Raw genomic sequence first — 14025 nt, forward strand, 5'->3', positions numbered from 1 at the left:
GACCCTATCCCCACTCAGAGCGCAGAGCCGAAGAGCTGCCGCGCTGGCTCCATCATTACAATTGGCATCGCCCCCACGGCGGAATCCAGGCCAAGACACCCATCAGCAGACTCGCTCGCGACGAGGACAACCTGTTGACGCTCCACAGCGTGATCGACTCTCATAGTTTAGAGCATGCTTTATGCGAAAAACCGTTGCCACTTTTCGCGGCATGCTCTTGGCCTCGCTTCGCTCAGGGCACCAGCACGATCTTGCCGGCCGAACGCCGGCTTTCCAATGCTTCATGCGCCGCGGCCGCCTGCTCCAGGGGAAAGCTGCCGCCGGAAAGCACGGTGAGCTCGCCACGCTCGGCCAGGCCGAATAGCATGGCGAGGTCGGTTTTGACGTTCTCGGCGGTCAGTAGCGGCAGCAGGCTGAAACCGGCAAGCAATTGATTGCTGGAGATGAGCTTCTGCAACTGGGACATGTCCAGTCCAGCATCCCGGGTGTTCAGCGCTCCGAAGAGGACGATCCAGCCAGAGGGAGCGAGCAGCTCCAGACTTGTCACTGCAATCTTTCCGCCCGCTGATTCGTAGATGATGTCGGGCCCCGCGCCGCCGGTCGCGGCCTGGACCTGAACACCCCAATTGGGTTGCGTGTAATCGACGCCCGCATCGGCCCCGAGGTCCCGGGTGAGGGCGAGCTTGTCCTGCGAGCTTGCTGCCGCGATGACACGCTTCGCTCCTGCATGTTTGGCCATCTGCACGAGCAGGCTGCCGACGCCCCCTGCTGCGGCATTGATCAGGACTGTCTTGCCCGCAGGCTGTGCCTGTCGAAAGAGATGGAGGGCTGTCAGGCCCTGCACCATCAGGGCCGCGGCTGTCTCAAACGGAAGGCCCGGGGGGAGCGCAACGACGTGAGCCGCATCGGCTGCGACATATTCAGCGTAGCCGCCTGAGAAGATGCCGGCCGCGAAGAGCGGGACGGCGACCCGATCGCCGCGCTGAAAGCCGGAGGCCCCTTCGCCGAGAGTCTCGATCGTGCCGGCGATCTCGACGCCGGGGATCATGGGCAGAACGGGCGTCGCGCCATAGCGATCCTGCCTCTGTAGCGTCTCGAAGAAGTTGACCCCGGCTGCGCGGACGCGGATCAGCACCTCGCCGGGGCGGGGGAGCGGCTTCGCGACGTCGGTGGGTATGAGCATATCGGGGCCGCCGAAGCGGCTGATCTGGATGGCCTTCATGGGCGCCTCGCGACAGTGAATGATCCTGCCGGGCGTTCTGGGCTATGATGCGGTCCAACGACTACACACCGATTTGTCTCTTACAGACCGGAAGGTAACCATGGCCGATCCGATGAAGCGCCTGCCGGTACAGCCGGTCGAGCGCGCGCTGAAGGTGATTGCGGGACGCTGGAAGGCGATCATCCTCTACCAGCTCTTCGATCAGCCGAGGCGTCTCACGGAGTTGAAGAAGCAGATGCCGCGGATCAGCCAGAAGGTCCTGATCCAGCAATTGCGCGAGATGGAAGAGCATGGGCTCGTCCATCGCGAGATCCTTCAGCAAGTGCCGCCGCGCGTCGATTATTCCGTGACCGCACTCGGGCACAGCCTGGAGCCGATCATCCGGTCCCTATGCGACTGGGGACGCAAGCACGCGGCCGATCTCGACGATCTCGCCAGCCTGTCGGAATGCCGGCTTCCTCCGGCTGAGCGAGCTGCTGCAGCCTGACCTTGCCTTCAATTGGGTGGACCAAGCGGATCCTGGGGAGCTGTTCTGGCCCGATCGGGCCGTCGCCTACAGCATGCTCGGCAGCACGCGGTCCGGCGGCTTGTGACCATCCATGAAGGTCTTGATGTTGACGATGACCTTCTCACCCATATCGGCCCGGCCTTCATGCGTTGCCGAACCCATATGGGGCAGCACGACGATCTTGTGGCTGCGGGCCAGCTTGAGCAGGCGCGGGTTCACGGCGGGCTCGTGCTCGAACACGTCGAGACCGGCGCCGGAAAGTTCTCCCGCTTCCAGCATGCGCGCAAGCGCCGTCTCGTCGACGATTTCGCCGCGCGCCGTGTTCACAAGGATGGCGTCGGGCTTCATCAGCTTCAGACGGCGGGCCGAGAGCAGGTGATAGGTCGCCGGTGTGTGCGGGCAGTTGATCGAGACGATATCCATCCGCGCCAGCATCTGGTCGAGCGAATCCCAGTAGGTCGCGTCGAGTGCCTCCTCGATGCGCGCATCGACGCGCCGGCGGTTGTGATAATGGATCGAGAGGCCGAAGGCCGCGGCCCGCTTCGCCACCGCCTGGCCGATCCGGCCCATGCCGACAATGCCGAGGCGCTTGCCGGTGATGCGCCGGCCCAGCATCCAGGTCGGCGACCAGCCGCCCCACTCGTCGTCCGAGATGATGCGGGCGCCCTCCGAAATCCGTCGCGCCACGGCCAGGATGAGGGCGATCGTCATGTCGGCCGTGTCGTCGGTCAACACGCCTGGCGTGTTAGTCACGGTGATGCCGCGCTGCACGGCGCTGGCGACATCGATATTGTCGACGCCATTGCCGAAATTGGCGATCAGGCGCAACTGATCGCCAGCCTGGGCGATGATCCCGGCATCGATCCGGTCGGTCACGGTCGGAACCAGCACGTCAGCGGTCTTGACCGCCTCGACCAGCGCAGCCTGGCTCATCGGGGCGTCATCGATATTGAGACGGGCGTCGAACAGCTCGCGCATGCGCGTTTCGACGACGGCCGGCAGCTTGCGTGTGACCACGACCAGCGGCTTCTTCTTCGTCATTGACGGCTCCTCTCCCCGCAGCCCTGCGACAACGCCGCCGTTCCGCCTCAACCCGCCATTAACTAAGGCGTATCAGGAATGAGAACGACGTGTTCACGCGCTGGTTCGTGTCTAGAAGGCGGCGCGTCGGATGACAACATGACCCTTCGCCGGGTACCCGGACCATGGCGGAGCACGAACATGATGCGGAGATGGTGCGGATGAGCGGTCTGATGATGCGGAGCCTGGTTTTGGCGGCGGCAATGCTTGCAAATCTCGGCTCAGGCTCGGCTGTTCTCGCCCAGGACATGACGGCCGGTTCCGTGACCGGGCTGCCGATCCCGCGCTATGTCAGTCTGAAGTCGGACCGGGTCAATCTGCGCGAAGGCCCCTCCAAGGAGCATCGCACGAGCTGGGTGTTCCAGCGTGCGGGTCTGCCCGTCGAGATCACCGCCGAATTCGAGACCTGGCGCCGCGTGCGCGATGCCGACGGCTCGGAGGGCTGGGTGCTTCACAGCCTGCTCTCGGGGCGGCGCACGGCCCTTGTCGCCCCCTGGTCGAAGGTCAAGGACGAGGTCTTCACGCTCCATGCGAACGCCGACGCCGGATCGGCCGTGACCGCCCGTCTGCAGCCGGGCGTGATCGTCAATGTGGTGAACTGCGCGAATTCCTGGTGCCGCGTCGGCGTCGCCAAGATGAACGGCTATATCAAGCAGGAGCGTCTCTGGGGGGTCTACCCGAACGAGAAGGTCGACTGATCCCTTTACGCGCTACATCCTGGCGAGACGCATGATCGGCGAGCCGCCCGCATCCAGCAGGACGAGCTTGTCCTGGCGCTGGTCGATGCGCCAGCCGCGAGCGGCTTCCAGCGCTGCGAAGAACTTGCTTTCCTGATTCATCGCAGCCGGCGTGCAGGCCATGCGCGTGGAGGCGAGCGGGCCGAAGGCGATCTGGGGCCCGCTGATCTTAGCGCTGCCGCTCATGCGGTTGCAGCCGCCCGTGCCACTGACCTTGCCGTCCGCCGCGAGCTCAAGCACCGATTGCAGCCGGTCCATCACGCCGCCGCTGCGAATATCCTCGGCGAGCCAGCGCCCGACCGGCGTGGCTGGTCGCGGCGCTTCAGCCTGGTCGCGGGCGACATGTTCGACCCGGATCGTCGTGTCGTTGCGGCCGCCGTCGAAGACGGTGTGGCGGGTCGTGTTGATGAACAGCAGGCGCTCGCCGTCGGTGATGCGCGCCTGCAGGGCATAGGTCCAGCGCGGCTCGATCAGCGCGCGGTCGAAACGCAGCGTGTAACGGATCGGATTGCGGCGCGCCCGAAGGCGTGTCTCGGCAATCGTCTTGGCGGGCGCGTCGGCCAGCGAGACATCGAGCAGGCGGACCTCGACGATCGCCGTCCGTGGCAGCGCGATGCGCTCGCGGAAGAACACCGTTCCACGCAATGTCATCGGCGAGGCGATCGCGCTTCCGGCGGGAGTGACCAGCGCCAGGGCCACGAGGCCGGTCAGACTGCGGCGGGAGATCAGGGCCTTGCTCGGCTCATTGGTCACGCATGGTCTCCTGGCGACGCAACAATGCCCGCGCAGAGGGCTCGCAGCATAGGCATCCTGTGAGTGAAGGCTGGACGCGTTGCGTCAGCCGGCGATCTTGCGCAAACGCACGACGACATCGACGCGAGCGATTTCGTAACCTGTCGGAGGCTCCGGCAGAGCAGCGACGTCGACCGCCGAGGCTGGAATATCGATCACCGTATTCTCGCCATCGACCACGAAATGATGGTGGTCGCTATTGTCTGTGTCGAAAAAGGTCTTGGCGCCGTCGATTGCGAGCTCGCGCAGCAGGCCGGCCTGGGTAAACTGGTGCAGCGTATTGTAGACGGTCGCAAGCGACACCGGCACGCGCGCCTTCATCGCTTCCTCATAGAGCATCTCGGCGTTGACGTGCCGGTCGCCCTTGGCGAACAGCAGCCAACCGAGCGAAACGCGCTGCCGTGTCGGACGAAGCCCGACGCGGCGCAGCCGCTGGCGTACGTCATGGAACGGACAGCCCTGCCGATCGCTCGATCCGTAGCCCTGGTTCTGGGAGATCAGATCGCTCATGCGCAGGCTCGGTCCTTCTGGTTTGCAGTGATCGGCGTGCCGCGATGATGCGGCGCCTAGTTTAGATGAGATGTAAGGCCTTGCTTTCGCCCTCGCAAGCTTCCGCCAGCCTCCTGACAGGATTCGGGTGCCTCTCCACGCATGATCGCGGCTGATGGTTCGGAGGCTGCCATGTCCGAGACCGTACATCTCTGGCTCTTCTTCAGTCTGGTTTTCGGTATCGTCATCGTGCCGGGCATGGATATGGCTTTCGTGCTGGCGAACGCGCTCGCCGGTGGGCGCCGCTCTGGCCTCTATGCGACGGCGGGAGTGATCGCGGCCGGCATCTGCCATGTCGTGGTGGGTGTCCTGGGCGTGAGTGCGGTGCTTCGGCTCGTGCCGATGGCCTTCGACGTCATGCTGCTGCTGGGCTCGGCCTATATCGCCTGGATCGGCCTTGCATTGCTGCGCGGAGGCGCATCCTTCGCGCCGGTCCTGGAGACGCGGCGTTGCAATAGCTGGACAGCGTTCCGGCAGGGGGCCTTGACCAATCTGCTGAATCCGAAAGCCTATCTCTTCATGCTGGCCGTCTTCCCGCAGTTCCTGAGGCCGGAGGCKGGCGCGATCTGGTTGCAGGCCGCGATCCTGAGTCTGATCATCGCCGGGACGCAGTTTGCGGTCTACGGCTCGCTCGCACTCGCTGCGGCAGGCAGCCGCACCGTGCTTGCGGGCAACCGCCAGGCAACCATGCTGGTTGGTCGTGCGGTCGGTGCGTTGCTTGTTCTGGTGGCCGCCATGACGGCCTGGCAAGGCTTGCGCAGCCTGTGATCGCCGATCTTTCGGGCGGAAGACCCGGGTTGCGCCCTTTCGTTTCGGCGCAGGCCCGTGTTACGCACGGCTCCGAGAGCACATGACCATCGCCAATGCCGGATAGGGCTTGGCCAAACGGTCGATACGGAGCGGGGCAGTATGGAGCGTCAGTCGTCATTCAGCTACGAGGAGATCCTCAGCTGCGGTCGCGGGGAACTTTTCGGACCTGGTAATGCGCAGTTGCCGCTGCCGCCGATGCTGATGTTCGATCGCATCACCGAGATCGCCGAGAATGGTGGTCCTCATGGCAAGGGCTTCGTGCGCGCCGAATTCGATGTCCGGCCGGATCTTTGGTTCTTCGATTGCCATTTCAAGGGCGATCCGGTGATGCCGGGCTGCCTCGGGCTCGATGCGCTCTGGCAGCTCACCGGCTTCTTCCTCGGCTGGCTCGGGCTGCCGGGCCGGGGCAGGGCACTTGGCGTCGGCGAGGTGAAATTCGCGGACCAGGTCCTGCCCAGCGTCAAGCAGGTCGTCTACGGCGTCGAATTCAAGCGGGTCTTCAAGTCCAAGCTTGTGCTCGGCATCGCCGACGGCTGGCTGGAGGCGGATGGCAAGCGAATCTATACGGTCTCAGATATGCGCGTTGGCTTGTTCAAGCCTGAAGGCGCCTGAGTAAAACCGCGCACCGGCCTTGCGCTCGCCGTCTGAGCGGTCCATCTGCGCGTGATTGAGAAGATAGACCGGACCTCCGCGAGGTCCGGTCCGTGACGAGAAAGCCGGAGAAACGAGCATGAGACGCGTTGTGGTCACAGGGATGGGCATTGTCTCGTCCATCGGCAACAATACGCAGGAAGTGCTGTCCTCGCTGCACGAGGCCAAATCCGGCATCGCCTTCATGCCAGAATTTGCGGAACATGGTTTCCGCAGCCGCGTCGGCGGCGCTCCGACACTCGACGCCGCCAGCGTGGTCGACCGTCGCGCCATGCGCTTCCATGGCGGCGGTTCCGCCTGGAACCATGTTGCCATGGAGCAGGCGATTGCGGATGCCGGCCTCGAGGCCGGCGAGATCAGCCACGAGCGGACCGGCATCGTCATGGGCTCGGGCGGTCCCTCGACCCGCGCCCTGATCGACGCCTATGACAAGGCCCGCGAAAGCGGATCGTCGAAGAAGGTCGGCCCGTTTGCGGTGCCCAAGGGCATGTCCTCGACCGCGTCGGCTACGCTTGCGACCTGGTTCAAGATCAAGGGCGTGAACTACTCGATCTCCTCGGCCTGCGCGACGTCGAACCACTGCATCGGCAATGCCTATGAGCTGATCCAGTGGGGCAAGCAGGATGTGATCTTCGCTGGTGGCTGCGAGGAACTGGACTGGACGCTCTCCGTCCTGTTCGACGCTATGGGCGCCATGTCGACCAATTTCAACGAGACGCCGTCACGGGCGTCGCGCGCCTATGACGTCAGGCGCGACGGCTTCGTCATCGCCGGCGGGGCCGGCGTGGTGGTGCTTGAGGAACTGGAACACGCCAAGGCGCGCGGCGCACGCATCTATGGCGAGATCGTCGGCTATGGCGCGACGTCGGACGGTTACGACATGGTGGCCCCCTCCGGTGAGGGCGCGGTGCGCTGCATGAGGATGGCTCTGCAGGGCGTGAAGGCCAAGGTCGACTACATCAACCCTCACGGCACCTCGACCCCGGTCGGCGATGCCAAGGAGATCGAGGCGATCCGCGAGGTCTTCGGCGCCGGCGAGAAGAGCCCGCCGATCTCGGCGACAAAGTCGCTGACCGGCCATTCGCTGGGTGCGACCGGCGTTCAGGAGGCGATCTATTCGCTCCTGATGCTCAACAACGATTTCATTTGCGAAAGCGCCCATATCGAGGAGCTCGATCCCGCCTTTGCCGACATGCCGATCGTGCGCAAGCGCATCGACAATGCCGGCCTTGGTTGCGTGCTCTCGAATTCCTTCGGCTTCGGCGGAACGAATGCGACCATCGTGATGAAGCGGCTGGAGGTCTGAGCCTCCATGCTGTTCATGGTCATCGAGCATTTCGACCAGGCGCGGGTGAAGGACATCTATCGTCGCTTCCACGAGCGTGGCCGCATGATGCCCGATGGCCTGCGCTATGTGGACAGCTGGATCCAGGCAGACCTGGCGCGTTGCTTCCAGGTGATGGAATGCGACGATGTCGCGGTGCTGCAGGAATGGGTGCTGGAATGGAGCGATCTCGCGCGCTTCGAGATCGTGCCGCTGGCATCATCCAAGGCGACGGCCGCAGCCATCGCCAAGCATCTGTAGCAAGAGCCAAGCCTACCCGCCTGATCCAGTCTTACTTCCTGTTGCTTAAGTACCCTTCCAAGACCCGAATAGAGTCATCCCATGCTCCCCTTGATGCATAACAAGCGCGGCCTCGTCATGGGCGTCGCCAACCAGAATTCCATCGCCTGGGGCATTGCGCGGACCCTCCACGCCCATGGCGCCGAGATGGCCTTCACCTATCAGGGCGAAGCGCTCGGCAAGCGCGTGAAGCCGCTGGCGGAGAGCATCGGATCGAAGCTGGTCCTGCCTTGCGATGTCGAGGATATCGCAAGCGTCGATGGCGCCTTCGCTGCGATCGACGAGGCCTGGGGTGGGGATCCCGAGCGCAACACGCTCGATTTCATCGTTCACGCCATCGGCTTCTCCGACAAGAACGAGCTCAAGGGCCTCTATGCCGACACCAGCCGCGAGAATTTCTCGCGCACCATGGTGATCTCCTGCTTCTCCTTCACGGAAGCCGCCAAGCGCGCCGCCGAGCGCATGCCCAGAGGCGGCAGCATGATCACGCTGACCTATGGCGGATCGACGCGGGTGATGCCGAACTACAATGTGATGGGTGTGGCCAAGGCGGCGCTCGAGGCGAGCATGCGCTATCTCGCCGCCGATTTCGGTCCGCGCGGCATCCGCGTCAACGCACTCTCGCCCGGGCCGGTGCGCACGCTTGCCGGCGCCGGCATTTCGGATGCGCGCGCCATGTATTCATGGCAGCGGGCCAATTCGCCCTTGCGCAAGTCGGTGACGCTCGAGGAGATCGGTGGCTCGGCGTTGTACTACCTCTCGGATCTGTCGGGCGGCGTGACCGGCGACGTTCATCATGTCGATGCCGGCTATCACGTCACCTCGATGCCGGTGCTCGAAGGTTTGCGCGCGGCTGATAGCGGTAACGGCGAGTAGCCGAAGCCGATTTGGGTCTTCATCATCGGGCCGGCTCGGACTATCTTCGAGGCGGTGGAACCCGAGGGGCGTCCGGCGGTTCCGCTTGTGATCCTCGGAGGACGGCCATGGTCATGGTGAAGTACGAGATCGTCGAGCACGATGGCGGCTGGGCCTACAAGGTCGGCGGTGCGCTATCCGAGACCTTCCGGTCGCATGACGCCGCGCTCAAGGCGGCCAACAAGGCCGCTGCCCGCCAGAAGCGACCAGGCGTCACCGACGGCATCGTCTATCAGGATGCCCGGGGTGATTGGCACGAGGAGCTCGCGCAGGGCAGCGATCGGCCCCATACCTGGATCGTCGACAAGCCGTGACGAAGCTCGGCCACTTCATCTGCGCGGCCTAGGTCACCTGTGCTTGCATCGGCTTTTCCCGAAAACCGCAATCCACTTTTTGGGCCGATGCTCTAGCTGCGCCGGCGCGAGTGCCCTTGGGAGCATCCGAACCGGCACCCCGAGCGCGACAGTGCGTTTCGAGACCAGCCTGCAATGCACCGGCAATCCCCAGGTCGACCTTGAGCCTGAGCCGCCAGCCTTCGGCGCGGCATAGGATACCCAAGGTCCCGAATGACAGTTTCAGTGATCCCGCCGATCGATGCTGTGGCGCAGGCGGTGCCGGCGGCCAGCGAGTTTCGCGAGCCGCCACGCGAAGCCTGGTACTGCGCCAAGAGCAAGGGACGACTTGCTCCCGGCGCCCGCGAGAGCGTGACGATCCTTGGCGAACAGATCGTGATCGGTCGCAGGCGCAGCGGTGAAGTCTTCGCTTTGCGTGATCGTTGCCCGCATCGGGGCGCGCCGCTATCGCAAGGACAATTCGACGGGGTGGCTCTCACATGTCCCTTCCATGGCTGGCGCTTCGGCACGGACGGACAGTGCCTGGCAATGCCGACCCTGGTTCATGATGATGCGACGGATCCCGGACAGGTCAGGGTCCAGGGCTTTCCGGTGCGAGAGGCGGACGGCATCATCTGGGTCTATCTGGGCTCGCAGCCGGCCGAGGCCCCGCCGGTTCCCGAGCTGATGCTGCAGCGCGTACCGCGGTGCCGCGTGTCCGTTTCCGTGCTGGTCGAGGCCTCCTACGATCTATGCGTGCTCAGCCTGATCGATCCTGGCCATGTCGGCTACGTCCATAATTCCTGGTGGTGGCGGCCAACCGCGACGGCGCGGGAGAAGACCAAGGACTTCGCCCCTCTGCCATTTGGCTTCCGGATGACGGCCCATAGGGCAGCGGCGAACTCCAGGGGCTATCGGTTGCTCGGCCGGCCGCAGACCGAAGTGGATTTCCTGTTGCCGGGACAACGGATCGAGCGGATCACCGTGGGCAACCGTACCATCGTGAACGCGACCTTCGCGACGCCGATCGATGCGAAGCGGACGCTGCTGACGAATGTGCTGCTCTCCGACCTGCCGCAACTGGTGCCGCTGGCCCTGCCGATCCGCTGGGCCGCCCGGGCCTTTCTGCGTCAGGACCAGGATATCCTGGAACTTGCCCAGCAGGGTCTCGAGCGCAAGCCGACAATGCTGCTGATGGGTCAGGCCGACCGGCTGGCGCAATGGTATTTCCGGCTGAAGCGTGACTATGCCGCGGCCCGGCGCACGGGCGTGGCATTTCAGAACACGCTGGCACCCGAGCGTTTGCGCTGGCGCACCTGACGCTGTTGCAAGCCTCGTTGATCAGGGCCGGGACGCTCGGCCCGGCCGCTGACTGATCAAGACTATCGGCGCCTCGCTCTGATCGGGCTCAGCCAGCCTGATCGGTTTCGCGCGCGACCGAGCCGTTCTCTTTCATCGCGCGGTCCGGTCCGCGCTGCAGCGGTGAACGCCGCAGCGCGTGAGGGACAAGCCCGATCAGAGACCGAGCTTCTTCTTGCGCTGGCCGAGTGTCCGCAGGCGCAGCGCGTTCAGGCGGATGAAGCCCGCCGCGTCGCGGTGATCATAGGCGACTGCGCCCTCCTCGAAGGTCACCAGATCCTGGTCGTAGAGCGAATAGGGGCTGGAGCGGCCGACAACGTGGACGCCGCCCTTGTACAGCTTCAGGCGAACCTGGCCGGCGACGAATTCCTGGCTCTTGTCGATCAGCGCCTGCAGCATCTCGCGCTCAGGCGAGAACCAGAAGCCATTATAGATCAGCTCCGCATATTTCGGCATGATCTCGTCCTTGAGATGGGCCGCGCCCCGGTCGAGCGTGATCGACTCGATCGCCCGGTGCGCCGCGTGCAGGATCGTGCCGCCGGGCGTCTCATACATGCCGCGCGACTTCATGCCGACGAAGCGGTTCTCGACGAGATCGAGGCGGCCGATGCCGTTGTCGCGGCCGAGATCGTTCAATTTCGCCAGGAGCGTGGCGGGTGAAAGCGAGACGCCGTCGATGGCGACCGCATCACCCTTGGCGAAGTCGATGGTGATATAGGTCGGCTTGTCCGGCGCATCCTCGGGCGAGATCGTGCGCGAGTAGACGTAATCCGGCACTTCCTGCGCCGGGTCCTCCAGCACCTTTCCTTCCGAGGAGGCGTGCAGCAGGTTGGCGTCGACCGAGAAGGGCGCTTCGCCGCGCTTGTCCTTGGCGATCGGGATCTGGTGCTGTTCGGCGAAGGCGATGAGCTGCTCGCGCGAACGCAGGTCCCATTCGCGCCAGGGCGCGATCACCACGACATCGGGCTTCAGCGCATAGGCGGTGAGTTCGAAGCGGACCTGGTCGTTGCCCTTGCCGGTTGCGCCATGAGAGATGGCGTCCGCGCCGACCCTCTCGGCGATCTCGATCAGCTTCTTGCCGATCAGCGGGCGAGCGATCGAGGTGCCGAGCAGGTAGACGCCTTCATAGGCGGCATTGGCCCGGAACATCGGGAAGACGTAGTCGCGGACGAATTCCTCGCGCAGGTCCTCGATATGGATGTTCTCGGGCTTGATGCCGAGCAGCAGCGCCTTCTGGCGAGCGGGCTCCAGCTCCTCGCCCTGGCCGAGATCGGCGGTGAAGGTCACCACCTCGCATTCATAGGTGGTTTGCAGCCATTTCAGGATGATCGAGGTGTCAAGGCCGCCGGAATAGGCGAGCACGACCTTCTTCACGCGCTTGTCGGACATCGATGATCTTCCTGCTCTGACGGCATGTTTCCATGCCGGGGACGCTTCGACTGTGGATGGCCCTGTTTTCGGCTCAATGGCGCACTATCGCAGCCCTCGGGACGACGCAATCGGAACCTTCTGATCGATCAAACGTCATCCCGTGATGGGTCGGTATCAACGATGCCGATTGTGCAACACGCGTCCTGCGTGCTTGCAGTCGCGCCGCGACAGGTCGAAGCTTCCCGAGCGCGACTCAAACCGATGACCGACCTGGAGGCTGAATGCCGAATCGTCCCGTCCTCGACTTCTGGTACGAGTTCGCGTCACCCTATTCCTTTCTGAGTGCCTTGCGGGCTGAAGCCGTGGCAGACGAAGCGGGAGTGGCGCTGCGTTGGCGGCCCTTCCTGCTTGGACCGATCTTTGCCGGCCAGGGCTGGACGACGTCACCTTTCAACCTGTTCCCGAACAAGGGCCGCTATATGTGGCGCGATCTCGAGCGCCAGACCGCCCGTGCCGGCATCAAGCTTGTCCGGCCCAACCCGTTTCCGCAGAATTCCCTCGTCGCGGCGCGCGTCGCGCTCGCAGGGCGCGAGGCGGGCTGGATGCCCGCCTTCTCGAAGGCGCTGTTCAGGGCTGCGTTCTGCGAGGGACGAAACATTGCCGAGGAAGCCGTACTGGTCGCGGCGCTGAAGGAGGCTGGCGCGGATCCCGGCTCCGCGTTCTCGGCCTCGCGAAGCGAGGAGGTCAAGGGCAGGCTGAAGGCCGAGACCGAACTCGCGAAATCGCTCGGGATCTTCGGCGCTCCGGCCTTCGTCACTGGCGATGGCGAATTGTTCTGGGGAGATGATCGGCTGGGGGAGGCCCTCCGCTGGGCCCGGGATGGGTGTTAGATCATGGGGCCGGATCCTGTATCCGGTCCGGTGAACCAACCTTCTGTGTGTGCACCGGCTTTCCAAAGGACTGCAATCCACTTGTCGGACCGATGCCTTGAGCACGAGGCTGCCGCGGGTCAGTCCTGCGGCCTGGCGCCCCACGGACCGCGCGCCGTCCCGACCATGGTCGGCAGATCCTGACGCTCTGACATCCTGGGCGGATGCGGCGGCATCGCCGGCATCCGGCCGCCTGCCGTCTCGACGAGTGCCTGCACGCGTTTGGTGATCGAGGGATGTGTCGAGAACAGGTCGGCGAAATCGTCGGGATCGTTCTCGAAGCACATGTCCATGACGCCCGACGGCACTCCGTCGATATCGGCGCGCCCGGCGATCTTGAGCAGCGCGGAGATCATCGCGTCCGGATTCTTGGTCAGTTCGACCGCCCCGGCATCGGCCAGATACTCGCGCGAACGCGACAGAGACAGGCGGATCACCACGGCGAGCAGCCAGGAGATTGCGATGATTGCGACGCCGAGCAGGATGGCGACGCCGTTGCCTTTCTTGTCATCGTTGGACGAGACCCGCACGCGCCCCACGCTGCGGAAGATGATCTCGCCGATGAGCGAAATCACGCCTGCGATCACCACGGCGATGATCATCATCCGGACGTCGCCATTGCGGATATGGGTCAGCTCATGCGCAAGAACGGCCTCGATCTCATCATCCGTGAGGGTCTGGATCAGGCCGGTCGTGACCGTGACGGTGAACTGCTTGTCGTTGACGCCGCTGGCGAAGGCATTGAGGGCTTCGCTTTCAACGATCGAGAGCTTGGGCACGGTGAGCCCCCGCGAGATGCAGAGGTTCTCCAGCATCCGGTAGAGCTTGGGGTTCTGTTCCCGCGTCACGCCTTTGGCGCCGGTGACCGCGCCGATCAGCCCGACATTGATCTTGAAGCCGATGAAGACCCAGGCCGTGGCCGCGAGCGTGATGAACGGAAACCAGGACCAGAACAGGTGGATCGTCTCTGAATAGACGCTCTGTCCGCGCGCGACCCCACCATAGCCATAGGCAATCAGGATCAGGCCGTAGCTTGTCAGATAGACCAGCAGGAACAGCCCGGCGATCAGGAAACCCGACCGGATCCGGTTGTTGCGCATATGGGTATAGAGCCCGAAGGCCTGACCCGGCATGGCGCCGCTCCGT

General features: G+C 64.3%; 16 protein-coding genes and 1 pseudogene. 11 read left to right on the plus strand and 6 right to left on the minus strand.

The window, feature by feature from the left end:
- Positions 1-146 (plus strand): annotated as a pseudogene (locus AC1DGP_RS24360) (integrase core domain-containing protein); the annotation flags it as partial.
- 86 nt (positions 147-232) lie between these two features.
- Here the strand turns inward: AC1DGP_RS24360 and AC1DGP_RS24365 are convergent.
- Complete coding sequence (locus AC1DGP_RS24365) at positions 233-1222, minus strand: quinone oxidoreductase family protein (RefSeq protein WP_441507300.1); 990 nt, start codon at positions 1220-1222, stop codon at positions 233-235.
- 100 nt (positions 1223-1322) lie between these two features.
- Here AC1DGP_RS24365 and AC1DGP_RS24370 point away from each other — a divergent pair, with 100 nt between their 5' ends.
- Complete coding sequence (locus AC1DGP_RS24370; protein WP_441507299.1) at positions 1323-1709, plus strand: winged helix-turn-helix transcriptional regulator; 387 nt, start codon at positions 1323-1325, stop codon at positions 1707-1709.
- A gap of 66 nt (positions 1710-1775) precedes the next feature.
- Here AC1DGP_RS24370 and AC1DGP_RS24375 read toward each other — a convergent pair whose 3' ends face one another.
- Entirely contained in the window at positions 1776-2771 is a 996-nt protein-coding gene (locus AC1DGP_RS24375; protein ID WP_113517994.1) for a 2-hydroxyacid dehydrogenase, read from the minus strand.
- A gap of 191 nt (positions 2772-2962) precedes the next feature.
- On the opposite strand from AC1DGP_RS24375, the gene AC1DGP_RS24380 reads away from it, so the two are divergent.
- Positions 2963-3508: an SH3 domain-containing protein gene (locus AC1DGP_RS24380; RefSeq protein WP_441479940.1), complete on the plus strand. Its 546-nt coding sequence runs from the start codon at positions 2963-2965 to the stop codon at positions 3506-3508.
- A gap of 12 nt (positions 3509-3520) precedes the next feature.
- On the opposite strand, the gene AC1DGP_RS24385 is transcribed toward AC1DGP_RS24380, so the two are convergent.
- Positions 3521-4300, minus strand: a complete 780-nt coding sequence (locus AC1DGP_RS24385; RefSeq protein WP_441507298.1) for an META domain-containing protein — start codon at positions 4298-4300, stop codon at positions 3521-3523.
- Between the two features lie 84 nt (positions 4301-4384).
- The gene (gene irrA, locus AC1DGP_RS24390) at positions 4385-4849 is read right to left on the minus strand and encodes an iron response transcriptional regulator IrrA (protein WP_069877765.1); all 465 of its coding nucleotides are present in this window, start codon (positions 4847-4849) and stop codon (positions 4385-4387) included.
- Positions 4850-5020: 171 nt separating this feature from the next.
- Here irrA and AC1DGP_RS24395 point away from each other — a divergent pair, with 171 nt between their 5' ends.
- The 7 genes from AC1DGP_RS24395 to AC1DGP_RS24425 all read left to right on the plus strand — a co-directional run bounded on the left by AC1DGP_RS24395 (position 5021) and on the right by AC1DGP_RS24425 (position 10540).
- Entirely contained in the window at positions 5021-5656 is a 636-nt protein-coding gene (locus AC1DGP_RS24395) for a LysE family translocator (protein ID WP_441507297.1), read from the plus strand.
- A gap of 141 nt (positions 5657-5797) precedes the next feature.
- On the plus strand, positions 5798-6310 hold the full coding sequence (gene fabA, locus AC1DGP_RS24400; RefSeq protein ID WP_043231524.1) for a 3-hydroxyacyl-[acyl-carrier-protein] dehydratase FabA: 513 nt from the start codon (positions 5798-5800) through the stop codon (positions 6308-6310).
- A gap of 118 nt (positions 6311-6428) precedes the next feature.
- Complete coding sequence (fabB, locus tag AC1DGP_RS24405) at positions 6429-7655, plus strand: beta-ketoacyl-ACP synthase I (protein WP_441490241.1); 1227 nt, start codon at positions 6429-6431, stop codon at positions 7653-7655.
- 6 nt (positions 7656-7661) lie between these two features.
- Positions 7662-7934, plus strand: a complete 273-nt coding sequence (locus tag AC1DGP_RS24410) for a DUF3303 domain-containing protein (RefSeq protein WP_069877763.1) — start codon at positions 7662-7664, stop codon at positions 7932-7934.
- Positions 7935-8015: 81 nt separating this feature from the next.
- The gene (gene fabI, locus AC1DGP_RS24415) at positions 8016-8849 is read left to right on the plus strand and encodes an enoyl-ACP reductase FabI (protein WP_069877762.1); all 834 of its coding nucleotides are present in this window, start codon (positions 8016-8018) and stop codon (positions 8847-8849) included.
- A 107-nt stretch (positions 8850-8956) separates the two neighbouring features.
- On the plus strand, positions 8957-9202 hold the full coding sequence (locus AC1DGP_RS24420; RefSeq protein WP_069877761.1) for a DUF2188 domain-containing protein: 246 nt from the start codon (positions 8957-8959) through the stop codon (positions 9200-9202).
- Between the two features lie 252 nt (positions 9203-9454).
- Positions 9455-10540 (plus strand): Rieske 2Fe-2S domain-containing protein, encoded by a 1086-nt coding sequence (locus tag AC1DGP_RS24425; RefSeq protein WP_441507296.1) that lies wholly within the window; start codon positions 9455-9457, stop codon positions 10538-10540.
- 195 nt (positions 10541-10735) lie between these two features.
- Here the strand turns inward: AC1DGP_RS24425 and AC1DGP_RS24430 are convergent, their stop codons facing one another.
- Entirely contained in the window at positions 10736-11968 is a 1233-nt protein-coding gene (locus AC1DGP_RS24430; protein ID WP_069877759.1) for an argininosuccinate synthase, read from the minus strand.
- Positions 11969-12231: 263 nt separating this feature from the next.
- Between AC1DGP_RS24430 and AC1DGP_RS24435 the strand changes: the two genes are divergently transcribed.
- On the plus strand, positions 12232-12840 hold the full coding sequence (locus tag AC1DGP_RS24435) for a 2-hydroxychromene-2-carboxylate isomerase (RefSeq protein WP_441490239.1): 609 nt from the start codon (positions 12232-12234) through the stop codon (positions 12838-12840).
- Between the two features lie 119 nt (positions 12841-12959).
- Here AC1DGP_RS24435 and AC1DGP_RS24440 read toward each other — a convergent pair whose 3' ends face one another.
- Positions 12960-14012: a M48 family metallopeptidase gene (locus AC1DGP_RS24440; protein ID WP_441507295.1), complete on the minus strand. Its 1053-nt coding sequence runs from the start codon at positions 14010-14012 to the stop codon at positions 12960-12962.
- Positions 14013-14025 lie beyond the last annotated feature (13 nt).

This window comes from Allobosea sp. 05T433 (assembly GCF_056396065.1).